23 protein-coding genes are annotated in these 24,387 nt (G+C 57.8%); 10 read left to right on the plus strand and 13 right to left on the minus strand.

Going from position 1 to position 24,387, the window contains the following annotated elements; all coding sequences use genetic code 11:
- The first annotated feature begins 11 nt into the window (after nucleotides 1-11).
- The gene (locus AC13C0_RS03175) at nucleotides 12-1,841 is read left to right on the plus strand and encodes a long-chain-acyl-CoA synthetase (protein ID WP_341582428.1); all 1,830 of its coding nucleotides are present in this window, start codon (nucleotides 12-14) and stop codon (nucleotides 1,839-1,841) included.
- Nucleotides 1,842-2,062: 221 nt separating this feature from the next.
- Here AC13C0_RS03175 and AC13C0_RS03180 read toward each other — a convergent pair whose 3' ends face one another.
- Nucleotides 2,063-3,043 (minus strand): NADPH:quinone oxidoreductase family protein, encoded by a 981-nt coding sequence (locus AC13C0_RS03180; RefSeq protein ID WP_117617860.1) that lies wholly within the window; start codon nucleotides 3,041-3,043, stop codon nucleotides 2,063-2,065.
- A 365-nt stretch (nucleotides 3,044-3,408) separates the two neighbouring features.
- Between AC13C0_RS03180 and AC13C0_RS03185 the strand changes: the two genes are divergently transcribed.
- The 5 genes from AC13C0_RS03185 (at nucleotide 3,409) to AC13C0_RS03205 (ending at nucleotide 8,112) form a co-directional block, all read left to right on the plus strand.
- Nucleotides 3,409-4,026, plus strand: a complete 618-nt coding sequence (locus AC13C0_RS03185) for a trimeric intracellular cation channel family protein (RefSeq protein WP_117617861.1) — start codon at nucleotides 3,409-3,411, stop codon at nucleotides 4,024-4,026.
- A 154-nt stretch (nucleotides 4,027-4,180) separates the two neighbouring features.
- The gene (locus AC13C0_RS03190; RefSeq protein ID WP_117617862.1) at nucleotides 4,181-5,479 is read left to right on the plus strand and encodes an NCS2 family permease; all 1,299 of its coding nucleotides are present in this window, start codon (nucleotides 4,181-4,183) and stop codon (nucleotides 5,477-5,479) included.
- Between the two features lie 30 nt (nucleotides 5,480-5,509).
- The gene (locus tag AC13C0_RS03195) at nucleotides 5,510-6,052 is read left to right on the plus strand and encodes an adenine phosphoribosyltransferase (RefSeq protein ID WP_117617863.1); all 543 of its coding nucleotides are present in this window, start codon (nucleotides 5,510-5,512) and stop codon (nucleotides 6,050-6,052) included.
- 23 nt (nucleotides 6,053-6,075) lie between these two features.
- Entirely contained in the window at nucleotides 6,076-6,738 is a 663-nt protein-coding gene (locus AC13C0_RS03200; protein WP_341582429.1) for a fumarylacetoacetate hydrolase family protein, read from the plus strand.
- A 48-nt stretch (nucleotides 6,739-6,786) separates the two neighbouring features.
- Nucleotides 6,787-8,112, plus strand: coding sequence for an ABC1 kinase family protein (locus tag AC13C0_RS03205; RefSeq protein ID WP_482953958.1), 1,326 nt, complete (start codon nucleotides 6,787-6,789; stop codon nucleotides 8,110-8,112).
- A gap of 110 nt (nucleotides 8,113-8,222) precedes the next feature.
- Here AC13C0_RS03205 and AC13C0_RS03210 read toward each other — a convergent pair whose 3' ends face one another.
- Together AC13C0_RS03210 and AC13C0_RS03215 are read right to left on the minus strand one after the other, a co-directional pair.
- Complete coding sequence (locus AC13C0_RS03210; RefSeq protein WP_482953959.1) at nucleotides 8,223-8,900, minus strand: SIR2 family NAD-dependent protein deacylase; 678 nt, start codon at nucleotides 8,898-8,900, stop codon at nucleotides 8,223-8,225.
- Complete coding sequence (locus AC13C0_RS03215; protein WP_117617867.1) at nucleotides 8,900-10,303, minus strand: FAD-binding oxidoreductase; 1,404 nt, start codon at nucleotides 10,301-10,303, stop codon at nucleotides 8,900-8,902. The genes AC13C0_RS03210 and AC13C0_RS03215 overlap by 1 nt, the downstream gene beginning before the upstream one ends.
- Nucleotides 10,304-10,493: 190 nt before the next feature.
- Between AC13C0_RS03215 and serA the strand changes: the two genes are divergently transcribed.
- Nucleotides 10,494-11,723 carry a phosphoglycerate dehydrogenase gene (gene serA / locus AC13C0_RS03220; RefSeq protein WP_117617868.1) on the plus strand — a complete coding sequence of 410 codons (1,230 nt, stop codon included), beginning with the start codon at nucleotides 10,494-10,496 and terminating at the stop codon, nucleotides 11,721-11,723.
- 69 nt (nucleotides 11,724-11,792) lie between these two features.
- Here serA and AC13C0_RS03225 read toward each other — a convergent pair whose 3' ends face one another.
- On the minus strand, nucleotides 11,793-12,449 hold the full coding sequence (locus tag AC13C0_RS03225; RefSeq protein WP_117617869.1) for a YiaD family glycine zipper/OmpA-like lipoprotein: 657 nt from the start codon (nucleotides 12,447-12,449) through the stop codon (nucleotides 11,793-11,795).
- Between the two features lie 43 nt (nucleotides 12,450-12,492).
- Nucleotides 12,493-13,500, minus strand: a complete 1,008-nt coding sequence (locus AC13C0_RS03230) for an alpha/beta hydrolase (protein ID WP_117617870.1) — start codon at nucleotides 13,498-13,500, stop codon at nucleotides 12,493-12,495.
- Nucleotides 13,501-13,594: 94 nt separating this feature from the next.
- On the opposite strand from AC13C0_RS03230, the gene AC13C0_RS03235 reads away from it, so the two are divergent.
- A complete protein-coding gene (locus AC13C0_RS03235; protein ID WP_117617871.1) occupies nucleotides 13,595-14,488 on the plus strand; it encodes an alpha/beta hydrolase in 894 nt (297 codons plus the stop codon).
- Here the strand turns inward: AC13C0_RS03235 and AC13C0_RS03240 are convergent.
- On the minus strand, nucleotides 14,466-14,744 hold the full coding sequence (locus AC13C0_RS03240; RefSeq protein WP_117617872.1) for a GIY-YIG nuclease family protein: 279 nt from the start codon (nucleotides 14,742-14,744) through the stop codon (nucleotides 14,466-14,468). The two genes, AC13C0_RS03235 and AC13C0_RS03240, sit on opposite strands and share 23 nt — an antisense overlap.
- Nucleotides 14,734-15,651: a DMT family transporter gene (locus tag AC13C0_RS03245; RefSeq protein WP_117617873.1), complete on the minus strand. Its 918-nt coding sequence runs from the start codon at nucleotides 15,649-15,651 to the stop codon at nucleotides 14,734-14,736. The genes AC13C0_RS03240 and AC13C0_RS03245 overlap by 11 nt, the downstream gene beginning before the upstream one ends.
- Nucleotides 15,652-15,822: 171 nt before the next feature.
- Here AC13C0_RS03245 and AC13C0_RS03250 point away from each other — a divergent pair, with 171 nt between their 5' ends.
- Nucleotides 15,823-16,929, plus strand: a complete 1,107-nt coding sequence (locus AC13C0_RS03250) for a TRAP transporter substrate-binding protein (RefSeq protein ID WP_117617874.1) — start codon at nucleotides 15,823-15,825, stop codon at nucleotides 16,927-16,929.
- On the opposite strand, the gene AC13C0_RS03255 is transcribed toward AC13C0_RS03250, so the two are convergent.
- Genes AC13C0_RS03255 through AC13C0_RS03265 form a run of 3 tightly spaced genes read right to left on the minus strand, consistent with a single transcriptional unit; the run spans nucleotide 16,903 to nucleotide 19,859 of the window.
- Nucleotides 16,903-17,706, minus strand: a complete 804-nt coding sequence (locus tag AC13C0_RS03255) for a mechanosensitive ion channel family protein (protein WP_117617875.1) — start codon at nucleotides 17,704-17,706, stop codon at nucleotides 16,903-16,905. The genes AC13C0_RS03250 and AC13C0_RS03255 overlap by 27 nt on opposite strands.
- Before the next feature lie 10 nt (nucleotides 17,707-17,716).
- The gene (locus tag AC13C0_RS03260) at nucleotides 17,717-18,985 is read right to left on the minus strand and encodes a hypothetical protein (RefSeq protein ID WP_227539465.1); all 1,269 of its coding nucleotides are present in this window, start codon (nucleotides 18,983-18,985) and stop codon (nucleotides 17,717-17,719) included.
- A gap of 34 nt (nucleotides 18,986-19,019) precedes the next feature.
- Nucleotides 19,020-19,859 (minus strand): 23S rRNA (adenine(2030)-N(6))-methyltransferase RlmJ, encoded by an 840-nt coding sequence (locus tag AC13C0_RS03265; RefSeq protein WP_117617876.1) that lies wholly within the window; start codon nucleotides 19,857-19,859, stop codon nucleotides 19,020-19,022.
- Between the two features lie 138 nt (nucleotides 19,860-19,997).
- On the opposite strand from AC13C0_RS03265, the gene AC13C0_RS03270 reads away from it, so the two are divergent.
- Complete coding sequence (locus AC13C0_RS03270) at nucleotides 19,998-21,323, plus strand: MFS transporter (protein WP_482953960.1); 1,326 nt, start codon at nucleotides 19,998-20,000, stop codon at nucleotides 21,321-21,323.
- Nucleotides 21,324-21,335: 12 nt separating this feature from the next.
- Here the strand turns inward: AC13C0_RS03270 and AC13C0_RS03275 are convergent, their stop codons facing one another.
- From AC13C0_RS03275 to AC13C0_RS03285, 3 genes are all read right to left on the minus strand, one after another.
- A complete protein-coding gene (locus AC13C0_RS03275) occupies nucleotides 21,336-21,701 on the minus strand; it encodes a DUF4870 family protein (RefSeq protein WP_117617877.1) in 366 nt (121 codons plus the stop codon).
- A gap of 68 nt (nucleotides 21,702-21,769) precedes the next feature.
- Nucleotides 21,770-23,410, minus strand: a complete 1,641-nt coding sequence (locus tag AC13C0_RS03280; RefSeq protein ID WP_117617878.1) for a methyl-accepting chemotaxis protein — start codon at nucleotides 23,408-23,410, stop codon at nucleotides 21,770-21,772.
- Nucleotides 23,411-23,651: 241 nt separating this feature from the next.
- On the minus strand, nucleotides 23,652-24,387 hold a 736-nt coding region (locus AC13C0_RS03285; protein WP_482953961.1), incomplete at its 5' end, for an alkaline phosphatase.

Consider the following 24,387-nt stretch of genomic DNA (forward strand, 5'->3'; position numbering starts at 1 on the left):
CTGGACAGACCATGAGCCAGGACAACGTATCCGCACTGGACATAGCCCGCAGCCTGCCAGGCGTTATCCGGCGCCTGCCGGCCATTACCCGGGGTCTGTATTACTATGCCCTGAAAAACGAGAACCGGGCGCTGACCCTTGGCACCCTCATCGAAACCAATGCCAATCGTGTCGGCAACCGGCCAGCCATCCTGTTTGAGGACCGCGCCATCACCTGGCGCGAGTTCAATGGTTGGGCCAACCGTATCGCCCGCTACCTGCAGGACCAGGGGCTCAGAAAAGGCGATGCAATTGCAGTGTTTCTGGAAAACCGCCCGGAGCTTCTTGCCGTCGTAGCCGGCGCCGCCAAACTCGGCGTGGCCTGTGCCATGCTCAACACGTCCCAGAAAGGCAAGGTACTCGAGCACAGCATCAACCTGATTGAACCGAAGATGGTTGTTGTCGGGGAAGAACTGATCGAGGCCTTTGACGGGATAAAGACAGGGCTCAGAACCGACCATCCCCAGCCATTCCAGTTTCTGGCGGATACCAACACCCTGAACGCCTTTGGCGATGCTCCGGACGGCTATACCAACATGGCCGAGCAGGTGAGCACCTTCAACAGCGACAGCCCGGTTCTGAGCGATCCGCCGAGAATGGGCGACACCGCCATCTACCTGTTCACCTCTGGCACCACCGGCCTGCCCAAGGCAGCCCCGGGCTCCCACCGAAAGTTCATCAAGGCTTATGGCGGGTTTGGCCTGATGTCTCTCGCCATGGAGCCGGAGGATGTACTCTACTGCACCCTGCCCCTCTACCATGGCACCGCACTGCTGGTGTGCTGGGGCTCCGTGCTGGCTGGCGGCTCCGCCATTGCCCTGCGCCGCAAGTTTTCCGCCAGCGCCTTCTGGGACGATGTCCGACGCTACAAAGCCACCACTTTTGGTTACGTCGGTGAACTCTGCCGCTACCTCCTCAACCAGCCGCCCGGAGAGCAGGATCGTAACCACAACCTGACCAAGATGATTGGCAACGGCCTGCGCCCATCCATCTGGAAAGAATTCAAGGAGCGCTTCGGCATCGAGACCGTGGCGGAACTCTACGCCTCCAGCGAGGGCAACATCGGCTTCAGCAACTTCTTCAACATGAACAACACCGTCGGCTTCTCCACCGCTCCCTACAAACTGGTGAAATTCCACGACGGCACGCGGGACCCGGTTCGCAACGGAAAGGGCTTCATGCAGGAAGTCGCCAAAGGTGAACCCGGCCTGCTAATTGGCGAAATCACCAAGACATGGTCCTTCGAGGGCTACACCCAGACAGAGGCCACGGAAAAGTCCATCCTGCGCAACGCCTTCAGAAAAGGCGACGCCTGGTTCAATACCGGGGATGTCCTGAAAGAAATCGGCTGTGGCCATCTGCAGTTCGTCGACCGTATGGGGGATACCTTCCGCTGGAAAGGCGAGAATGTCTCCACCACGGAGGTGGAGAACATCATCGACGGTTCCGGACTGGTCGAGGAAGCCATCGTCTACGGCGTCAAAATCCCCGGCACCAACGGCAAAGCCGGCATGGTGACCCTGGTCCCGCAAAACAACGGCAGCCCGTTAGACGTCAACAGACTGTTCACCTACCTCCGGGACAACCTGCCAGCCTATGCCATTCCGGTGTTTGTGCGTGTGACCCACGCCATCGAGAAAACGGGGACATTCAAGTACCGGAAAGTGGATATCCAGAAAGCTGGTTACTCACTTGGCGATTCCGGTGAGGAAGTTTATGCCTGGTTGCCTCGTACTGACGGGTATACCTTGCTTACGCCGGAGTTGGTTGGTGACATTGACGGTGGCAAGGTGAGCTTTTGATATTGGCCTGCTTGTTTTGGCCCTGGCCTCAGGAGTCGGTGCAGGGCTGTGCCGGGCGGATATATCTCCATTGCTGGACGTTGGCGGTTGGAGCCCCCTCCCAAAAATGTGCGGAGCCATGGATGGCGGAGCCCAAGCGCACATGGATGTGCTTGTAGCGTTTTTTGGGAGGGGGCTCCAACCGTCAACCTCCCCCCCCAGCCATCAGGCTACGTTATAACTCAAGAGCCGACTTTCAGCACAACCTTCCCGGTAGCCCGCCGTTCGGTCAACGCCCCCAGAGCCTTGGCGAAGTCCTCGAACTCAAAGACTTCGCTGATTTTCGGATCAATTTTGCCTTCGCCGTAGAGCTTCATCAGCTCCATCATGTTCTGGGCACTGGCCTCAGGCTCGCGCTGGGTAAAGCTGCCCCAGAACACGCCGACCACAGAACAGCCTTTCAGCAGGGTGAGATTCGCCGGAATCTTCGGAATATCACCGGCGGCAAAGCCGATTATGAGGTGGCGGCCGTTCCAGGCCATAGCCCGCAGGGCCTGTTCGGTGAAGTCACCGCCAACGGGATCGTAGATCACATCCACGCCTTTGCTCTTCGTGAGCTTCTTGACAGCGTCTTTCAGAGGCTCTTCGGTGTAGTTAATCAGTTCATCAGCACCGGCGGCTTTTGCGACGGCGAGTTTCTCGGCGGAGCTGGCGGCGGCGATGACTTTCGCACCCATGGCTTTGCCCAGTTCCACCGTCGCCAGACCGACACCACCGCTGGCGCCGAGTACCAGAAGCGTCTCGCCAGGCTGGAGGTTTGCCCGCTGCTTGAGTGCGTAATAGGAGGTGGCGTAGACCATTGTGAAAGCGGCGGCCTTTTCATCAGACATGCCTTCGGGAATTGGCAGCAGGTTCTGCTCGGGAACTACAACTTCTTCGGCAAAAGCACCGTAACCGGTCAGGCCAGCTACCCGATCACCCACGTTGAAACGGGTAACTTTCTCACCAACGCCGATAACCTCACCGGACATCTCGCCGCCCGGTGAAAACGGCATGTTGGGTTTAAGCTGGTACTTGCCCTCAATAATCAGGGTATCCGGGAAGTTCAGGCCCGCAGCTTTAACGCGCACCTTCACACCGTGACCTTTAACATCCGGGCTGGGCACGTCTTCGATGACGAGCTTTTCGGCCGGGCCGTATTCCTTGCAGAGGATGGCTTTCATGGGCTCTCCGTTGGTATTTGATCGGGTTTCAGGCCGGGGTTTGCCTGCTACTTGATACCCGTCAAGCTAAACACAGTCTAACCATGAAGCAAATAAAGTTCTCTTATTGAACCCCATAAGCCCTGCTTATTTCCTTCCACTTACCGGCCAGACGCATCAGGGACATAACGGCTCCGTACAGCAGGACGTACAGCAGAACAAAGGTAAGTTGGATACAAGATACCTCTGCGTCATGGATCACAGTCCGTCAGATTGCCCATTTTGCCAACCAACCCCTGAAGATGAACCAAAAGGCGTTTTCCGCTATCCTTCGCGCTCGGAAATTCGCCGCCAGGCCACTCCTTGTTCACTATTCAGGGCCCGCCATGCTCGACGTCATCTACGTGCTTGAAATGATTGGAATCATCGCGTTTGCCATTTCCGGCATGATCATGGCGCGTTCCAAGAATATGGACCCTGTCGGCGTGTTTACCATCGGATTCATTACGGCCCTCGGCGGCGGCACCCTCCGGGACATGATCATGGACAACCACCCGGTTTACTGGATCAAGCACCAGGAACAGCCCATTCTGATTCTGGGTATGGCGATTGTGTTCAGTTACTGGAATCGGGCCGAGCGGATTCGCGAGTCCAGAATCGTATTCCCTGACGCCATCGGCCTCGGTGTCTTTTCCATACTGGGCGCTCAACTGGCTCTCGATATGGGGCACTCCTGGTTTATCGCCTCGCTTCTCGGGGTGATGACCGGCACCTTTGGTGGCGCACTTCGGGACACTCTGTGTAACGAGGTACCCTACATATTCCGCAAGGACCAGATCTACGCATCCATTTCCTTCGCCGGGTGCTGGCTGTATTTCGTGTGCCAGTGGTTCCTTGAGAACGAAACCCTGTCCCTGACCATTGGGCTGCTGTTTATCACACTCGTGCGCATGCTTGCGGTGCGGTTTGATATCCGGCTGCAGCGGGACCCTCACGGAAACTGACCGCACTTTTCGGATGTGACAAACTGTCAATCATCCCTTGGCCCTGGGCCAACCAGCCGGTAAGATTGCCGTTTTTTTTCATGCACTCCACGTTTTCCATTCAGATCAGCCCCCAAACACTAACTTTCAGCATCCTGCGAGGCAGACACCCGTCATGCTTGAACGACTGTTCCAACTCCAGGCCCACGGCACCACTGTTCGTAAAGAAGTGGTCGCGGGCATAACCACCTTCCTGACCATGGCCTACATCATCGTGGTCAACCCCAGCATCCTTTCTTCCGCCGGCATGGATTTCGGGGCCATCTTTGTTGCCACGTGTCTGGCTGCCGTAATTGGCACCCTGATCATGGGTCTGTGGGCCAACTACCCGATTGCGCTGGCGCCCGGCATGGGGCTGAACGCCTTTTTCTCCTTCACCGTAGTTGGCAGCATGGGCTACAGCTGGCAGGTGGCGCTGGGGGCAGTATTCCTGTCCGGCTTCCTGTTCTTCCTGCTGAGCATTTTCAAGATCCGGGAATGGATCATTAACAGTATTCCCATGTCCCTGCGTTTCGGCATTTCGGCGGGTATTGGTTTCTTCCTGGCCCTGATCGCCCTGAAGAACGCCGGCATTGTGGTCGACCACCCGGCAACGCTGGTCGGTCTCGGTGAAGTCAAGGTGGCAGAGAGTCTGTTGTTCTTTGGCGGCTTTGTGCTGATCTGTGCACTGTCGTTCCGACAGGTAACCGGTGCGGTGATGATCGGCATTGTTGCGGTCACCGGCGTTGCGATGGCACTGGGCATGGTGGAATACAAAGGCCTCGTATCAGCACCTCCGGGTCTGGCCCCTACCTTTATGCAACTGGACGTGGCCGGTGCCCTGAACGTGGGTATGATCAGCGTGGTCTTTGCGTTCCTTTTCGTTGATCTGTTTGACACCTCCGGAACGCTCATCGGTGCTGCCCAGCGTGGCGGACTACTGGACAAGGACGACAAGCTCCCTCGGCTTGGCCGCGCGCTGATGTCGGATTCCGTCGCCACCATGTCCGGTGCCGCGCTTGGCACCTCGACCACCACCAGTTACATTGAATCCACAGCCGGTATTTCCGCCGGCGGCCGTACCGGCCTGACTGCAGTGGTAGTAGCGACGCTGTTCCTGGCCAGTCTTCTGCTGTCACCGATTGCCAGTATTATCCCGGCCTACGCCACGGCACCAGCACTGCTTTATGTGGCCGTTCTGATGGCCAGCGGTCTCAAGCTGATCGACTGGGACGACGTTACCGATGCCGCTCCCGCGGTGGTCACCGCGCTGATGATGCCGCTGACCTTTTCTATCGCCAACGGCATTGCCCTGGGCTTTATCACCTACGCCCTTCTGAAGGCACTGAGTGGCCGCTGGTCTGACCTGAATCCCAGTGTTGCTATTATTGCCGTTGTCTTTATCCTGAAATTCATTTTCCTGGACGTGGCATAGCCCGCGGCCGGAACAACTACCGGATCTGTTATGGATTATTTCTCAGAGAGCATCAAAACAGCTATTCGCACCGTACCGGACTGGCCGAAGCCCGGTGTCGCCTTCCGCGACATCACCACGGTACTTCAGGACAAGACCGCCTTCCGGAAGCTGATTGATGCCTTTGTACATCGCTACCACGGCCACAGGATTGACGCTGTCGCCGCCGTTGATGCCCGTGGCTTTATCATTGGCTCGGCACTGGCCTATGAGCTGAACGCCTCTCTGGTACTGGTTCGCAAGAAGGGCAAGTTGCCATTCGACACCCTGGTTGAAGACTACGAGCTGGAGTACGGCACGGCCTCCGTCGAGCTGCATAAGGATGCGTTCAAGTCCGGTGACAAAGTCGTACTGGTGGATGACCTGATTGCCACGGGCGGCACCATGCTGGCGGCAAGCCGCCTGATCCGGCGGATCGGTGCGGAGATTGTGGAAGTCGCCGCCATGATTGATCTGCCCGATCTCGGAGGCTCACGGAAGCTGCAGGATGAGGGGCTTCAGGTTTATACTGTGTGCTCTTTTGAAGGGGAATAACCAACAGCAAACAGGAGGCGACCATGCCGGATTACCAACACCACTGGAAGGACGGCACACCCGTTCATCTGCCTCTGGGCAAGATCGTCTGCATTGGCCGCAATTACGCCGAGCACGCGAAGGAACTGAATAATCCGGTGCCTGATGAGCCATTGCTGTTCATCAAACCCGCTACCTCAGCTGTCCACATCACCCGCCCGCTGGACTTCCCCAGAGACAAAGGTGCGGTTCACTTTGAGACCGAGCTGGCCGTACTCATTGGCCGCCCCCTGACCAATGCCACGGCCAGTGAGGCCGAAGCCGCCATCCTCGGATACGGTCTGGCGCTGGACCTGACGCTGCGGGACCTGCAAAGCAGGCTCAAGGAAAAAGGCCAGCCCTGGGAGCGGGCCAAAGCCTTTGACGGTGCCTGCCCACTTTCGCCCTTCGTGGCCGCCGAGAAGTTTGCCGGTGGCAATATTCACTTCACGCTGGACATCGATGGCAGCCGCCAGCAAACCGGCGACACCCGGGACATGCTCAATCCGGTGGCGCCCCTGATTGCCCACATCAGCAGCCAGTTCACTTTGCTGCCCGGTGATATCGTCCTGACCGGCACCCCCAGGGGCGTCGGCCCGCTGGACTCCGGCCAGACTCTGTCACTGGAACTGGAAGACCTGCTGTTCGTGGAGACCAAAGTGGTTTAACGTGCAGGCCCGACTAAACCCGAATCCGGTCAAAGGCGTACCTCTGTTATGGCAAAGAAACCGGTAACCTCCCGAAGTGGGCGCTTTTTCAAACTCGCAGGCATGACGGCCTCTGTCGCAGGGCAGTATGCAGGCCAGCGCGCGCGCCGACTGTTCCGAACAGAAAATGATGAAGGCGCCCAGAGCGAGAGTTACACCCGCATGGCGGACCAGATTGCCGACACCCTCGGAGAGCTCAAGGGCGCGGTTATGAAGGTGGGCCAGATTGCCTCCCAGACCCAGGATTTTCTGCCCAGGGAGTTTTCAGACGCGCTGGAGAAGCTGCAGAGAGAAGCGCCTCCGATGCCGTTTGAGGTGATCGTCGAGCAGATTGAGTCAGAGTTGGGAAAACCGGTCCCCGAACTGTTCGAATATCTGCAGGAAACCCCTTACGCCGCAGCCTCAATCGGCCAGGTGCACCGGGCGCGGCTGCAGGACGGTACCGATGTCATTGTGAAAGTTCAGTACCCCGGTGTGGACGAGTCCTGCGATTCCGATCTGAAGCAACTGCGTATGGCCCTGAAACTGGGTGGCTTGCTGAAGATGCCCAGGGAATCTGTTGACCGTCTGTTCGCGGAGATTCGTGAGCGGCTCAAAGAGGAACTGGACTATGAGAATGAAGCGAGGAATATAGAACTCTTCCGCCAATTCCACGAGAACCAGCCGTGGGTCCTTATTCCCGCTGTGGCGGAAAGCCATTCAACCCGTCGTGTCCTTACAATGGAACTGGTTGAGGGCGACCATGTCAGCAAAGTCACCCGTGACCGGTACAACCAGAACACCATCAACCTGATCGGCCACCGGATCTTCACCCTGATGGCAGACCAGTTGTTCCGCTTCCAGTGTATCCACGGCGACCCCCATGCCGGCAACTTCGCCTACCGTCCCGACGGAACCATCATCGTGTACGACTTCGGGTGCGTGAAGAAACTGAAACCGGAGATTGTCGAGGCTTACCGCAACGCCCTGGTGGCCGCCCTGAACGAGGATTATGAAGCCCTGGACAGCTACCTCATTGACCTCGGCGCCCGGGTCGGCAGCCAACCAGCGGTGGATGGAGCCTACTACGCCATGTGGCGGGATATACTCGTGGTGCCGTTCGAACACGACGAGCCCTATGACTTTGGCGAATCCGAAATTCACAAGCGGGTGGCCGCGAAAACCAGCACTGTTTTCAAATATCTCGACTATTTCAAACCACCGGTAGAGAGTATTTTTATCGACCGGATGATCGCCGGCCATTACTGGATGCTGAAGCGGCTGGGCGTTCAGGCGGCGTTCCGCTCGGAACTGGAAAAATACCTTGGGATTTCGGAGCAGGCTGAACCGGGATGAGGCTCCCAAAACACGCTCCTTGCGGCACATCCATGTGACGCTTGGGCTCCGCCATCCATGGCTCCGCACAGTTTTAGGAGCCTCATCCCGATTCAGCCCATTGTGCAGAGTTACCCTAAGCTATTTACCCAATCAGCCACACCCTCAACGGCCCCCTTACGAATAACCCGGGCCCGGGACACCGAAGCCGGCTCACCCGGATCAATGACCGTAATGGGCACATCCCTGTCCACTTCGTAAACCAGCCCGGCGGCTGGATAAACCTGGAGAGACGTTCCCACGATCAGCAGGTGATCCGCCGTGCTGACAATTTCGGCGGCTTTTTCCAGCATGGGGACTTCCTCGCCAAACCAGACGATGTGCGGGCGCAACTGGGCACCCCTCTGGCAAGCGTCGCCGGGGTTTATGTCCCGGTAGCCTATGTCATACACCAGCTCGGGGTACCTTGAGCTGCGGGCCTTGGTGAGCTCACCGTGGAGATGGATCACGTTGCTGGCACCACCACGTTCGTGGAGATCATCGACGTTCTGGGTGATCACCGTTACCCGGTAACACTGCTCCAGCTCCGCCAGCAGGCGATGCGCCTGGTTGGGTTGTGCGGATTCCAGCTGGCGCCGGCGGTCGTTGTAGAACCGCAGCACCAGCTCCTGATTACGGGCAAACGCCTCGGGCGTGGCCACATCGTAGACACTGTGCTGCTCCCACAATCCGCCGTTATCCCGGAAAGTGGAGAGGCCGCTTTCGGCGCTGATACCAGCGCCTGTCAGTACAACGATGTGATCCTGCATCAGTCGAAAATCTTGCCCGGGTTCATAATGCCATTGGGGTCGAAAACCCGCTTGATCCCTTTCAGATAAGCGATTTCCGCCTCACTGCGAGTGTACTTCAGATAGGGCTTCTTGGTCATGCCAACACCGTGTTCGGCAGAAACACTGCCCTGGTAGCGCTCAACAATCTCAAACACCCACTTGTTCACCTGCTGACACTTCTCGAAAAAGTCCTCCCTGGCCATATCCTCTGGCTTGAGAATGTTCAGGTGAAGGTTGCCGTCGCCGATATGGCCAAACCAGATGATCTCGAAATCGGGGTAATGCTCGGTGACCACCTCGTCAATTTCCTGCAGGAAACCGGGAACCTTGGAAACCACGACCGAAATGTCGTTCTTATAGGGGGTGCGGGGCGCAATCGATTCGGAAATCCGTTCCCGCAGCTGCCACAGGTTCCGGGCCTGGGTCTCACTCTGACTGATTACGCCATCCAGCACCCAGCCGTTTTCCATGCATTGCTCGAACAGGCCCATGGCATCGTCCATAACCTGGTCGGAGACCGCTTCAAACTCCAGCAATGCATAGTAAGGCGCCTCTGTCTCGAACGGCGCCTGCACCTGGCCGTGGGCCAGAACATGGCCCATGGCCTGGTGAGAAAAGAACTCGTAGGCAGTGAGGTCAATCTTCTTCTGAAAGGTCTGTAGCACATCCATGGTATTGGCCAGGTCGTTCAGGCCCAGAACCAGCACCGTCAGGTTGTCCGGTTTGCGGGAGAGCTTCATGGTGGCCTCGGTGATAAAGCCCAGGGTACCTTCCGCACCTATAAACAGATGGCGAAGATCATAGCCAGTGTTGTTCTTTTCCAGATCCTTGTTCAGATCCAGGATATCGCCTTTACCGGTCACCACTTTCAGGCCGGCAACCCAATCCCGGCTCATGCCATAGCGGATCACCTTGATGCCGCCTGCGTTGGTGGAGAGATTGCCACCAAGCTGGCTGGAACCGGCGGAGGCAAAATCCACCGGGTAATAGAGGCCGTTTTCCTCGGCAGCATTCTGCAACTGCTCAGTCACAACGCCGGCCTGACAACGGACCGTGCGATCACTGGCATTGAAATCCAGAATCCGGTTCATGTTGTCGAACGCCACAACCACTTCGCCGTTGGCTGCCACGGCACCCGCGCTCAGACCTGTCCTGCCACCGGAGGGCACTAATGCCACCTGATTCGCATTGGCAAACTTCACCAGCGCCTGGACCTGTTCAGTGGTCTTGGGCAACACAATCGCCAGGGGATTGGGCGGATAGATCCGGGTCCAGTCCTTGCCGTAGGTGTCCAGATCCGCCGGGTCGGTCAGTACCTTTCCAGGGGCATCTCCGGAGGCCACCAGGTCTTTGAGGGAAGCAATGATCTGTTCGGAATTCATGGATTCGTCGGTCTCGTCAGGTTTGGGCCGGGGCATCCTGCAACAGGAATCACAGTCAGTTGATTCAGACAAACCGGCGCACTGTGAAAGTCTGCGTTTATGGTATCATACCGCCCCTGTTCTGTGAGCCAGCCCTGACGATCACTGGCCACGGGTCATTTCACGTGACGAAAGGTTCGGAAGCAAGCCCATGTCAAATACGTCTCTTGAGAAGAGCAAAATCCGGATTCTGCTGCTGGAAGGCGTGCATCAATCTGCCATTGATACCCTGAATGCTGCGGGCTACACCAACATCGAGTATCTGACTCACTCGCTGGCTGAGGAAGACCTGATAGAGAAGATTGCCGATGCGCACTTCATCGGGATTCGCTCTCGTACCCAGCTGACCGAGAAAGTATTTGAAGCTGCCAGGAAACTGGTGGCCGTGGGTTGTTTCTGTATCGGCACCAACCAGGTGGATCTGCAGGCGGCCACCCGTCGGGGCGTTGCGGTATTTAACGCGCCCTTCTCCAACACCCGGAGCGTTGCGGAACTGGTTCTGGCCCAGGCGATCCTGCTGCTGCGGGGCGTGCCTGAGAAGAACGCCAAGGCCCACCGCGGCGAATGGCTGAAGTCCGCGAAGGACAGCTACGAAATTCGCGGCAAAAAGCTGGGCATTATCGGCTACGGCAACATCGGCACCCAGTTCAGCGTCCTGGCCGAAGGCCTGGGCATGGACGTGTACTTCTATGATGTGGTTTCCAAGCTGTCGATCGGCAACGCCACCCAGGTGGGCACCCTGCAGGAACTGCTCAACATTGCCGATGTGGTCAGCCTGCACGTGCCGGAAACGCCGGCCACCAAGTACATGTTCAAGGCCGAGCAGTTTGCCCAGATGAAGCCTGGAAGCATCCTGATGAATGCCTCCCGCGGCACCGTTGTCGACATCGACGCCCTTGCCGATGCCCTGGGTAGCGGCAAGCTTCTGGGCGCCGCCATTGATGTGTTCCCGGTGGAACCGAAGTCCAATGACGAAGAGTTTGTTTCTCCGCTGCGGGAATTCGATAACGTGATCCTGACCCCGCACGTGGGCGGCTCCACCATCGAGGCTCAGGAGAACATCGGCCGTGAGGTGGCGGAAAAGCTGGCCATGTACAGCGACAACGGCACATCGGTTTCTTCGGTGAACTTCCCGGAAGTTGCGCTGCCGTCACACCCCAACCAGCACCGTCTGCTGCACATCCACGAGAACGTGCCGGGCGTGATGTCCGAGATCAACCGGGTATTCTCGGAAAATGACATCAACGTGTGTGGTCAGTACCTGCAGACCAAGGAAGACATTGGCTACGTGGTGATTGATGTTGACAAGGACTACGGCGAGCTGGCACTGGAGAAGCTGCTCAAGGTGAAGGGAACGATCCGCTGCCGCGTCCTGTTTTGAACCACGGCCTGAAACGAAAAAACCGGAGGCGCATGTCCTCCGGTTTTTTTATGGCTTCGAGTGCCCGGCTTATCGCATGGGCACCAGGGTCAGTTCAACGCGACGGTTCTGCTCACGACCGGCTGGCGTGTCGTTGGAGGCCACCGGGTAGCGCTCCCCATAACCAACGGCGCGGGTGCGCTTGGGCGCAATGCCCTGATTCAGCAGGAAATCCCTGACGGATGAGGCACGACGCTCACTGAGCAGCTGGTTGTAGCTGTCAGAGCCCGAGCTGTCGGTGTGCCCCTCAATCTGAATGATGGTCTTGTCGTATTCCATCAGGACCAGAGCCACGGACTCCAGGGTGCCGCTGAACGCGGGCTTGATGCTGGACTCATTCAGATCGAAGGTGATATTACCCGGCATCACCAGCTCGATCTGATCGCCGTTTCGAACCACGCGAACACCGGTGCCTTCCAGCTTCCGGCGCAGCTCTGCTTCCTGCTTGTCCATGTAGTAACCGATACCGCCACCAATCGCCGCACCACTGGCCGCACCAATCAGCGCGCCTTTGCCGCGGTCACTCTTGCTGGAGGTTGCGGCACCTATGGCCGCACCGCCAATGGCGCCAATAATACTGCCCTTGGTCGCACTCGATGTCTTTTCCTCGCCGGTGTACGGGTCGTAGGTCATACAACCGGCGAGACCGAAAGTTGCCACCGCAAACGCAAGAATCGTCTTCTTCACAGTTTTCTCCTGTACCTGATTGCTTCAGCAGGCCCTCTTTGGTTTAGCGGACTTCTGCTGCCGAGTTCGTGAATGTGTCAATGATGGTGTTGAATACGGTTGCCTGCAAATCCTGAGCTTCGTTCACAAGATGATGACGTCCGTCAGGGATTCTCAGTTCCTCTACTGAGGAAAATTTATTCCGGATAATGCGCAGATTGTGCTGCCAGTCTACCGTGAGATCCTTTTCACCCTGCACCACCGTCACCGGAAAATCGACTGGCCTGGCCGATTCGATGTGCGGGACCCATCTCCGAAGGGCACTCACCCAGTCCACATGGACGGCGCGGGCCTGAAGCGGATCGTGTTCCCGCAAAAATCGGAGGAACCTGGTGTTGCCGCTGTTTTCCGCAAACACCCGACGCCAGCGGGAGATAAATGGTTTTACCAGGCTGTGGAGCGTTTTGGCTCCGAGCCAGCCCATAGGCCTTATCAGCGGCGCCAGCAAGACCACGTTGCGGAAATCGGATGAGGCCTGATCGTGCTGGTTGGATAACAGATAGTCGATCAGGATCGCACCCCCGGTGCTCTGCCCGACCGCAAACCACGGCTCACGGACCTTGCCCCTGGCCCGCGCCAAAACGTCTGCCAGGACCCCCTGATACTCCAGAAAGCTGTCAATCGCCGCCGGTGTGCCACTGGACAGGCCATGGCCCGGCTGATCATAGGCCAGCACATCAAATCCCGCTCCAATGCACCGTTCAATCAACTGGCTGTAGAGCCCGACATGATCGAAGTAGCCGTGCAGGATAAACACCGTGCCCCGGCCCGGCTTCGCGTCCGGGAGCCGGAAATAGTGCACCATAACCTCGTGACCACCCGCCTTGATATAGCCCTGATGGTAATTTACCTCCGGATGCTCGACCCAGAGATCAAGGCCGTAAAAACGGCAGTAGGCGACCATCTCCTCACGGAGTTCCCGTGAGTGAGCGGGATCAAATGGTTCGAGCCTGTCCAGAAGCGAGTGTCTGTCCCAATCCGGTATTTCTATGGTATCTGTTTTCCAGTACACGTAGAGTTAAACGCCTGTCATGGATGAGTTATAAGTTTCCGGCTCTCAATCCTAACCTATAGCGGGCCTAACCCATAGCGAGGGTATACCACAGATGTTGCAACAGCTTCTCGAGACAGGGTTGCGCCAGACGATGAACAGTCTGGTGAAACCAGTCCTCAACCCAGCGGTTCCGGTTTCACTCCAGAGAAGAATTGTCAGCCAGGCATATCGCAGTTCGATACCACCGCGGGGCGCCCGGTTTCAGAAAGCCGCCGTTGGCGGGGTACCGGCAACCCGGACAACCTACGGAAACAACCCTTACGGAGCAGTGCTGTACCTGCACGGTGGCGGCTACATCATCGGATCCTCCGCCACTCATCGTGGAATGACCGGCCACCTGGCCAAAACCAGCGGCTGCTCTGTCGTTACGCCGGATTACCGGCTGGCGCCCGAAAATCCCTTCCCCGCCGCTCTGGATGACGCCGAAGCCTGCTGGAATGGCCTGCTTGAAGAGGGTTACAAACCGGAGCAGATCGCCGTCGCCGGCGATTCCGCCGGTGGTGGCCTGTCGATTGCGCTCGCCATGCGCCTGCGCGACAAGGGGCTGCCACTGCCGGCGTCACTGACCGTGTTTTCACCCTGGGTGGACCTGACCCAGGAACAGCTCTATGCGCCGGAATGCGAGCCGGTACTCCAGGCACGCTGGACCAGCAAGGCTGCCAGGCTGTATGCCGGTAAGGAACCCCTGACCAACCCACTTATTTCACCAATTTTTGGTGACCTGAGCGGTCTGCCCCCTTTACTGATTCAGGTAGGCAGCCAGGAAATCCTGCTGAACGATGCCGAACGCCTGGCCGACGCTGCGAACCGGGATAATGTGCAAACCCGGCTCGAGGTCTTCAACAGCCTCTGGCACGTATTCCAGGTGCACAGCGGTCAGCTCGATCGCGCAACCGCCGCCATGGAAACCGCCGGGGAACACATCAAACGTCATCTGGCAGGCTGAACTCGCCCCGGGCAAGCGCCTCTTTCCGTGACCGGGGCCATTGTTTGATATGCCATTCCAGCTTTGAAGCCCGGCTCCGGTCTCCGGCGGCGGTGCTGAACACCAGCTCAAGGGGCCCCTTACCGCGCAGACTCCGGGCACCCTTGGGGGTGCCTGCCTGATGCTCCCGGAAACGCCGCGCCACGTCCGTGGTGATACCGGTATAAAGCGCGCCCCGGGCAGTCCGCACCATATAAACGAACCAGTTAGCCGCCATGGGCAAGGGCCTCCTCCCTGGCTTTGACCTTTTTCTGCTGAAGCCAGAGACCCGCCACAATCAGAACAAGCCCGATGTAGGTCGAGGGCAGAATCTGCTCGCCCAGTATGAAATGGATGAACACCAGGGACAGGAACGGAGAAATGAAGATAAGGTTACTGACTTTTGACGTGTTTTCCGCCTTTTTCATGGCGTAGGACCATAGAACAAAGGCAACGCCCATCTCGAATACACCGACATAGACCGCCGCCACAAGCGACGTACCAGAGGTAACATAAACAAAAGACAAGCCTTCGGCCCACCAGCAGATCAGAAAAATGACCGGCAGCCCGAACAAAAAGTTCAGAAACAGCCCAACCACCGGATCACGGGTATCCCGCGTGGCAATAATCCAGTAGGACGCCCAGATCACGGTACTGCCCAGGGCAAGAGACACCCCGACAGGATCGGAAAAGCCCAGGGTTGAGATGGCGCCACGGGTTGCGATTACCACCACTCCGGCGTAACAGACAAGGCCCGCCAGAATATCCAGCTTGCGCAGCCGCTGGCCCAGGAAGGGAACGGACAGATAGGCCAGCACCAGTGCCCAGGTATAGTTCAGCGGTTGCGCTTCCTGAGCGGGCAGGCGATCAAAGGCTCCGAACAGCACCAGGTAGTAAAGGCAGGGATTGATCAGGCCCATACCAAAGGACTGGGCGTACTGCTTCCGGCTCAGGGAAAATGCCAGATGCCAACGGCCCTGGAGCATCAGGATTAACGCCATCACCAAAACCGACGCACTACTCGCAACCAGCAGCATCTGGAGGGGTGCCATCTCCCGCAGGGAAAGCTTGAACGCCGTTGCTACCGTTGACCACAACAGTACCGTGCCAAGGCCATACAGCATGGCCTGTTTCTGGTTCGTCATTCCCCGCCTCCGGCCGGCAACTGAAGCTCCATCGAGTCACTCCCATAGTCCCTGAATCGTTTTGGGCGACAGTGTAATCCAATCGCACCCTGTTACCCACGACCGCGGGTGTTCTTGTGTTACCTTGTATATCGATATCAAACAAGGACCGAGAGAACTGGAGTTCCCGTTATGCACACGTTCCGTTTCAGGTTTTGGCCACTGTGCGCCGCCTTGGTATTGGCGTTGGCCGGATGCTCGGACAACCAGAATGCCGGCAACGGGGACAGCACGGCCGGAACCCCAGAGCCGCCCGAGTATCCCGTCACCTGGCGGTTTGCCCTGGAAGAGATTGAGGGCAGTGTTCAGCATGCCTACGCCGAGGCCCTGAAAGAGCGCATTGAGGAGCGTTCCGACGGCAGGATTCTGATAGACATCTTCCCTTACGGCTCCCTCGGAACCTCGACCCAGCTCACCGAACTGGTCCGGAACGGTTCGGTAAACCTCGCTTTCGCCTCACCCGGGCACCTGGCCGACAAGGTGCCGGAAGCGGGCATCTTCACCCTGCACTTTATTCTGCCCGAAGACTCCCAAATCACCCGGCAACTGCTGGCAAGCCCGGAACTGACCGGTCTGTTTGAGCAGCCCTACGCGCGCCAGAACATGAAATTGCTGGGCTTCGTTCCGGAAGGCTGGATGGCCTGGACGGCGGATAAGGCTCTGCGCACCCCGGAAGATTTCCAGGGACTCCGGATCCGAACCATGACCTCCAATATGGCCGAAGAAGCCTATCGCGCTTACGGTGCCGAACCCAGCCAGATTCCCTATTCGCAGGTATACAGTGATCTCCAGCTCCGGAAGATTGATGGCCAGAGCAATCCCGTTTTTGCGATTGAGGAAATGGATTTCCATGAAGTCCAGAGTACGCTGACCCTTGCACGGCCCGCACAGTTTGTCTCGTCGGTTATCTCAAATCTGGAGTGGTACGACTCATTACCGGAAAACCAGAAACAATGGCTGGACAACGCCCTGAAAGATGTCGCGGAAATTGCCTGGAAAACCCAGGAAGAGCTCAATCAGACACGGCTTGAGAAAATGCTGGAAGAGGGTCAACTGAGCGTTGTTCGGCTCACCGATGCGGAACGGAAGGCTTTTCGTGAGGCGAGCAGGCCGGTGCGGGACATTTATCTGGAACGCACCGGAGAAAGTGGGCAGAAAATCCTGGAAAAGCTGCTTCAGCTGATTGAGGAGTTCGAAGCCGGAAGCCGCGAATCAGCGGTTTCCGGCAACGGGGGCTGAAACAAAACTGACTCCCTCGGCAGCCAGTGCACTTGCCCCCCGGGCCGTCAATTCGGAGATAAAGCGAAACTGGTCCTTCAGCTCAACCGGATAAGCCTTCAGGCGGTAACACATCCCCCAGGGATTATTGGAAACCACAACCACCACTGGCCGAAACGTCCGTGTGTGGGGGCACGTGTAGGCCACATCCCGCAGCAGGCCCAGAACCCTGCTTACATCATGGTGGGGCTCAAGATTGAATTCCGCCACACACATCAGGTTATCCGTGCCATCGTTGGAATTTGCGATCAGTGACGCCCAAAGCTTGCCATGGGGAATCACAACCACAGTGTCATCCGGTGTCACAAGTTCGGCAGCACGGGCACCGATCGAACGCACTTCCCCGTATTTGCCGTCCACTTCTATCCAGTCCCCCGGGCGGTAAGGCATCTCATACAGAGTCACGATGCCAGCAATCAGGCTGTTGGCGTAATCCTTGAAAGCAAAGCCAAGGGCCAGGCCCAGCGCACCAAAGATGGCCACCATATTCTCGAAAGAGGGTTCCACCAGGATCGGAACCACCACAATGATGGTCCCCACAATGATGATCAGCCGCAGCAGCGGAACGGATGCCAGGATGTAGAACCGGGGTTTGCCGCCCAGCTTTCCTGCGATTTTCGGAAGTAGCTTCTGAATGGCGATGGTCAGCGCTGTTGCGGCAAGCACCACGACCAGTGCCTCCAGCAATGCCTTGTAGGTAATCGCCGAAAACGCTTCCTGGATACCAAGATCACCCATGATTCATCTCCTAGAACATGTCTACCGGGAAGCCCCAGCTTTGCAGGTGTCGCCGGATAGACGGATATCCAGATGCAGTGACTTTCCAGCAATCGCTGGATTCCACTTGTTCAATCAGCTCTGAGCGGGCCAGCCGGGACAGCACGAAACCCAGTTGAGGCTCCTGGACACCTGTCACCAGCTCGAGGAACGATGTATTCAGCCCCTCATGCAGGAGCAAGGCATGTAAAACAAGACCAATACTGTCTCCCTGGATCTGTGGAACAGCCGGAAGACTCAACTGGTCAAACGGAACGACCCAACAGCGGGCACAGCTTGCGTCTTTAACAGGTTCTTCCGCCAGATTCTCCATTGCCGGGTTGTCTTCGGGGCGCGCTCTGAGTGACCGCCGCCAGATTGCGAGCGCAACCCCCGGATTGCCCCGGGCAACAGACGCCAGATCCCTGAGAAATCCACTGTGTTTGTGTTTTTTGCCCTGCACTGGATTCGCCGTTGGCAACACATAGAAGCCATCATCAGCCATCCGCGCGATCACTGCCTGTCCGCCAGTGCCTGAAGCAAGGCATTCAAACCAGTCTCCGAGCATTGTGGCCGTCATCGGTGCCGGAGTCAGCGGTGCCAGGTGGGTGTCTCCAAAGTAGGATGACCAGAACTGCCAGCACCAGCTGGAACAGCCAATGAGACCAGGGGCGAGCCCGCCAGCAGCCACTCGCCGAAGCAATTCACGAATCAACGCCAGGCCAGACAGATGGCGAAGCCAGAAATCGGCCAATTCCGGAATGACCCAAGGCCGGGAAAGATCCTGTCTATCCCACCAATCCCTGGCGCCCTGATCGTCGAGCAATAGATTCTCGGGAGGCGCTATCAGGGACCATTGATCTGTCCCACTGCTCCTCCCCGCCTGAAGCTCCGGGAAATATTCAAGTGCAGACCGCACCCCCGAAAATGGAGGCGCCACAAGAAAGGTCACGTCGCGGCTGGACCGCGCAACCGACCGACTGGCTTCCAGAGCACTCCAAAGCGCATCTGCCAGCTTCGGGAAATCCGGCTGTGGAGCCAGGCCCTGAAGCTCGGACTGGGCTAATTCAGGCAGGTTATCAAGGCTTTCAAAGGTTTCGTCTTCCTGCACAACACCCGCACGGATCTGCGCCAGGATGTGGAGAAGGGCATCCTTCAGTGACCGCCTGGCGGAGGTTTCGGGTGTTTTCCATTCGTCTACAGGGGTGAGGCCACCCTGCAGACAGGTGCTTTCAATCTTCTGAACCGGCTTTTCTGTCAATCAGATCGCTCCTCCGAACCGTCAACCGGCCGGGCTATTCAGACACCAGCCACTCGACTCCATGAGACAGATTCAGGGCATCGGGACCGGCAATATCATTCATCATCGCCGACAACCGGGTATCAAATCCCCAGGGCGGATTAATCACCAGAAGCCCAGAGCCTGTCATGCCCCGCTCCGGTGGCGTTCGCAGATGCACCTCACTGCACAGCACCTTACGGACAGCGGTGGCCCTGACAGCGTCTTTCAACTGCTCGTGAAGACCACTGGTCAGTACCGGATACCAGACAAGATAGACCCCATGCCGGCACTTTTGCCACGCTTTCCCCATAGTTTCGGCAACATCCCGGTAATCGGACTTGATTTCATAGGATGGATCAATCAGTGCCAGCAGGCGAGGCTGCTTCGGAGGTAACTGCCTGAGAAGGCCCGCCAGGCCATCCTGCCTTAGCACGCGGGCCCGGCCAGCAGACGCCCAGTCCGCCAGCTGTTCACCTTCAGCGGGATGGAGCTCAAACAGGGTCAGACCATCTTCGGCCCGGAGAAAATGCCGAAACCAGGCAGGTGACCCCGGGTAAACCGTCAGTTCTCCGCTTCCGGCATTGAACTGTGCCATAACATCCAGCACCGGCCGCCAGTCCTCCGATCGCAACTGTTCCCGGGCCTTCCAGAGTTTCTGGATACCGCTGTCCGCTTCGCCCGTTTTCCGGGCTTTTTCACTGCGCAAGTCATAGATGGCACTGCCGGCATGGGTATCAAAGCCGGCAATGCCGGATTTCTTAGCCTGCATCATTGCCAGGGCCAGCGTCAGCGCCGCATGTTTCTGGACATCGGCAAAGTTTCCGGCGTGGAAGGCGTGTAGATAGCTGAGCATAGGGCTTCCTGAATGGTCAGAACTCGCGCCTATTAAGCCGCAGGATTGTCTGCAATGCCACCCCGTCCGTACCCGGCATTTAAGCGAAATAGGATCAGCTGTTATGCTTTTGTGCTCATTTTCCCGGAGGACGATCGCTTGTCCACACAAGAACCTACGTCGAAAAAGCATGCCATCGATCAGCTCTACGCTCTGATTGCGAACGAGGAAGACGCGCGGGTCTGCAAGGATATTCCTGCAGAAGCCTGCCAGGAAGTGCCCCGCAATTTCTTTCTGATTCTGGCCAGCAACGTGCTGACCAAGCTGGGCGACCTGCTGATCAGCCCGAAAACCGTGCTGGCCTGGCTCATGAGCGCTGTTGGGGCACCCGCGCTGGTTGCCTGGCTGGTTCCCATCCGGGAATCCGGCTCCATGTTGCCGCAAATGGTCATCGCGGCCCAGGTCCGTCGACGGGCAGTTCGGAAGTGGTTCTGGACGCTGGGAAGTCTCGGCCAGGCGATAAGTGTCATCACCATGGCGGCGAGCGTGTGGTTTCTTGAGGGTTATGCCGCCGGTGGAGGAATCGTAGCCTCGCTCATCGTATTTTCACTGGCCCGTGGATTCTGCTCGGTGTCCATGAAGGATGTTCAGGGCAAGTGCATCCCGAAAACCCGCCGGGGAAGGCTCTCGGGGCTGGCGTCCACCATTGGTGGTACCGCAACCGTTATTCTTACAGTGCTCCTGTTCTGGGAGCGGGGCGATCCGACCATTGGTTTTTACACGGTACTTCTGCTGTTGGCCGCGGCACTCTGGGTGATCGCCGGCCTGCTGTTTGCCGGGGTAAAGGAATTCGAAGGCGAAACCGGTGGCGGCGGAAATGCCATCAACGAGGCATTTCGAAGCCTGTCCCTGCTCCGGGATGACGTTCCGTTCCGGAACTTCGTGATTACCCGGGCCCTGCTGCTCAGCTCGGCACTGGCTTCACCCTATTTGGTCGTACTGGCACAGAAAGAATCCGACATTGGCTGGATGTTGGGCGTTTTCCTGCTGGCCAGCAGTCTCGCCAGCTCGCTCAGTGCCAGTTTCTGGGGCTGGGCTGCCGATACCTCAAGCCGGAAGGTGATGATTCGCGGCGCCGCCATGGCCAGCGGCGTATGCCTGGTGGTTGGATTTACAGCGCTTTGGCTCGGCACCAACATCGGCAGTGTATGGTTCTACCCCATTGCCTTCTTTGTTCTGAGCATTGCCCACGCCGGTGTGCGACTCGGTCGCAAAACCTATCTGGTGGACATGGCCGGCGGAAACAAGCGCACAGACTACACCGCTGTCAGCAACACCGTGATCGGATTGCTGCTGCTTGCGACCGGTGGTCTGACTGCCCTTGTTTCAATGATCTCGGAGGTGGCCGTGATTATTGTTCTTGGCCTGATGGGGCTGGCTGGGATGTTCAGTGCCAGGGGTCTGAAGGAAGTAACCGGGGATTGATAGCCGGCCCTTTCAGACCGGCGCCCTGCCATCATTCAGTGCCAGGGCCCCTTTGACGATCCGGTAGATAATCCAGATCGAAACGCCGAGGAGAATAAACCAGCCGATAATCAGCGGCGTGGTGACAATGCCGATCACCGTCCACAGCAGGCCAATCCAGAAGGTGCGGATCTGCCAGCGGAAATGGTGTTCTACCCAGGTGTTGCGCACATCATCCAGTTTGACATAGTTGATGATCACACCCACCAGACCCGTGATGCCCCCCAGGAAAAACGACAGCGCCTGAAGTATGTAAACCACAACGGCCAGGTTACGGGCCGGGTCTGACCTGCGGGAGGCGGGATCCGGATCGGCGGGGATAAATTCCGACTCAGTCAAGGCAAGGCTCCTGTTGAACGGTTATCCGGAGTCTATCACAGCATCCCGGGCCGGAAACGCCAGGCCGGTCAGTGATTGTCCGGACGGTAACCAAGACGGAAGCCACCCCAGTGCTTACCATTCACGTAGATAGGCACGGACAGATCGTGCATGATCTCGCCAGTGTCCCGCCGGTAGGTTTGCAGCAGCATGTTCTCGGTGTGCGTACCACAACGGATGCCGGTCCGGTCATTGAACAGTCGCTTGCTCCGGCTCTTGACCAGGTCCACCTTCGGATCCCCGGTCGGCGCGTGGGCAAAATCCCGATTGTGGGTGGGCACATAACCATCCGGCGCAGCAGCAATGGCGAAAACTATCGCCCCATGCGCCTTCTTGACCTGCTCCTGAACCGCAGGCAGGTATTGATCGGTGAATTTGTCAAAGCTACTGGAATACTTGGGCGGATGGGTGTTCGGGATGGGTGTTCGTTTGTTGTCGAACAGCGCGCTCTCTGACAACTTGCCGTCACGAATGGCCTGCTCGAACAGCTGGCCAATCTGGTCGGCACCGGCCCTGGCCTGATCGTAGAACGGACGGTGATAACTGGCCTCGCTGTTCAGTGCGAAGGAGGCATTGGCTTTTTCCGCCAGCTCCATCAATGTGGCGGCCTGCTCTGCCAGAGATGCCACGCTGGAATCGCTCTCGGAAATCTGGTCCCGTACCGTTTCAATGGCCGAGAACACCTGCGCCAGACTCTGCTCGTTGTTCTGGTCAATTTCAGCAATCCGGGAAACCTGCTGCTGAACCCGGTCAGACTGGTCCCGGATCTGCTCCAGACGCTCGCCCACGCTCTCCACGGAGGTCAGCCCCGCCTCAACACTGCGGGCAAGGTCTTCAATCCGGGACACAATCAGCGTGGTATCCGAACGGATTTCCTCGAGGGTTTCCGCCACTTCACCGGTCGCCTGGGCCGTGCGACCCGCCAGCTGACGCACCTCATCCGCCACCACGGCAAATCCGCGGCCCTGATCACCCGCACGGGCGGCCTCAATGGCCGCATTGAGTGCAAGCAGATTGGTTTGCTCGGCAATACCCTGAATGGTGGCGGTCACGCCCTGGATCTTGTTGGACTTCTCGTTCAGCTCCTGGATCAGCCGGAGATTCTCACCGGACTGCTGGTGTACCGCGCGCACACTGTCAATGGCCGAGATCAGCGCTTCGCGCCCCTCGATACTGACCTGCTTGTTCTGGAGAGCCATGGTGGCGGCATCGGTCGCCTGCTCGGAGGACTCCCGGACGGTCTCGGTAATCTGGCCCGCGTAATCGGCCATCTGGGCGGTTTCTTCCACCTGACGGTCCAGCCGGATCTTGAGCTGGTCTGCGGCGAAGGAGACCTGGGCGGCGGAAATAGCGTTCCTGTCCGCGCTTCCGGAGAGGGTTTCCACCAGAGCCCGCCCGGCTTTCGCATCGGAAAGCAACTGCCGACACTGGGCCCGGAGCGGATGATCTTCTGCCAGGGTGCCATCGTTCAGGGCCTTGAGCCCGCGTTCGGTCGGCTCCAGCACCCGGACGATCAGAAAGCCGCCAGCGGCCACAAGGCCAACCACCAGCCCAACCAGTGTTGATGCTGGTTCAAGACCTAGCAAAGGCGCCACCACTGCACTGATGATCGCAAGAACAACGGCAACCGCCACCCCCCATAGTATTGAAGCCCGATCCAGTAACCCCATAGAAACCTCTTCTTTATCGTTGCTTCTGCCAACATTTTGTTATTTAAGGCCATCGTGGAGACTAAAGAATTGATGTGAGTTAATAACTCATACTTTAGTGTATTCAACTGGCTTATCGGCAGGAAAAGGGTTTTCTGAAACAAAAAACCGCAAACCCGACCCACTCTGTTACCAAGTGGGCCGGATTTACGGTGTTTTCAGCGCGGATCTGATGCTCTAAAAAACGTCAACCTTACCGGGGTTATTGAACCTCCTGATTGGCAGCCCCGCTGATGTCGGCCGCATAATCCATAACATGATAGATCATGTTCTGCTCATTGGTGCCAGTCAGCAGGTTGGCGCCCGGGCCCCGGGCATAAATGCCTACGTCCTCTCCAGCGTGAGTCTCACTACCAAGCGGCACCAATGCCTCCTGATGATAGCCCGGTGAAGTGGTATCCACACTGGTCAGGTCCATTCTTCCGGCGTTGACCGGGTCACTATAGGTACGGTCCGCATCGGTCTCACTTCCATAGTCGCGCATACCACGGCCATTGGCGTAGCCCAGCGTAGTGTATGGCAGGTCATCCGCCGCCAGTGCAGGCTGATCTTCCTCAATACCCACGACCTTGCCCAGAATCGGGTTACCGCGCCTGGGATAACCCGCCATCGTCAATACGTGGCTGTGATCCGCGGTCACAATGATGAGCGTATCCTCCGCACTGGTCTGATCCACGGCCACCTGAACGGCTTTTGCCAGTTCAATGGTATCGGTCAGTGCGCCATAAGCACTTCCCGCGTGGCTGGCATGATCAATCCGCCCCGCCTCGACGGTCAGGAAGAAACCATCGGTATCATTATCGAGAATGTCGATGGCCTTGGCGGTCATCTCACTCAGTGAAGGCTCACCGGCAACGTCATTGCCACGATCCGCCTCGTATTGCATGTGAGACTCGTTGAACAGGCCGAACAGCCGGGAGGTGGTTGCCGGGTCGACG

The organism is Marinobacter sp. B-21 (assembly GCF_056857895.1).

Bases quoted from the DNA above. Each gene is read 5' to 3' on its own strand.
- AC13C0_RS03250 (WP_117617874.1), top strand. From the start codon at position 15,823: ATGCACACGTTCCGTTTCAGGTTTTGGCCACTGTGCGCCGCCTTGGTA.
- AC13C0_RS03235 (WP_117617871.1), top strand. From the start codon at position 13,595: ATGTTGCAACAGCTTCTCGAGACAGGGTTGCGCCAGACGATGAACAGT.
- AC13C0_RS03245 (WP_117617873.1), bottom strand. From the start codon at position 15,651: ATGACGAACCAGAAACAGGCCATGCTGTATGGCCTTGGCACGGTACTG.
- AC13C0_RS03185 (WP_117617861.1), top strand. From the start codon at position 3,409: ATGCTCGACGTCATCTACGTGCTTGAAATGATTGGAATCATCGCGTTT.
- AC13C0_RS03205 (WP_482953958.1), top strand. From the start codon at position 6,787: ATGGCAAAGAAACCGGTAACCTCCCGAAGTGGGCGCTTTTTCAAACTC.
- AC13C0_RS03180 (WP_117617860.1), bottom strand. From the start codon at position 3,043: ATGAAAGCCATCCTCTGCAAGGAATACGGCCCGGCCGAAAAGCTCGTC.
- AC13C0_RS03210 (WP_482953959.1), bottom strand. From the start codon at position 8,900: ATGCAGGATCACATCGTTGTACTGACAGGCGCTGGTATCAGCGCCGAA.
- AC13C0_RS03215 (WP_117617867.1), bottom strand. From the start codon at position 10,303: ATGAATTCCGAACAGATCATTGCTTCCCTCAAAGACCTGGTGGCCTCC.
- AC13C0_RS03200 (WP_341582429.1), top strand. From the start codon at position 6,076: ATGCCGGATTACCAACACCACTGGAAGGACGGCACACCCGTTCATCTG.
- AC13C0_RS03280 (WP_117617878.1), bottom strand. From the start codon at position 23,410: ATGGGGTTACTGGATCGGGCTTCAATACTATGGGGGGTGGCGGTTGCC.
- AC13C0_RS03190 (WP_117617862.1), top strand. From the start codon at position 4,181: ATGCTTGAACGACTGTTCCAACTCCAGGCCCACGGCACCACTGTTCGT.
- AC13C0_RS03265 (WP_117617876.1), bottom strand. From the start codon at position 19,859: ATGCTCAGCTATCTACACGCCTTCCACGCCGGAAACTTTGCCGATGTC.
- AC13C0_RS03255 (WP_117617875.1), bottom strand. From the start codon at position 17,706: ATGGGTGATCTTGGTATCCAGGAAGCGTTTTCGGCGATTACCTACAAG.
- AC13C0_RS03195 (WP_117617863.1), top strand. From the start codon at position 5,510: ATGGATTATTTCTCAGAGAGCATCAAAACAGCTATTCGCACCGTACCG.
- AC13C0_RS03240 (WP_117617872.1), bottom strand. From the start codon at position 14,744: ATGGCGGCTAACTGGTTCGTTTATATGGTGCGGACTGCCCGGGGCGCG.
- AC13C0_RS03175 (WP_341582428.1), top strand. From the start codon at position 12: ATGAGCCAGGACAACGTATCCGCACTGGACATAGCCCGCAGCCTGCCA.
- serA (WP_117617868.1), top strand. From the start codon at position 10,494: ATGTCAAATACGTCTCTTGAGAAGAGCAAAATCCGGATTCTGCTGCTG.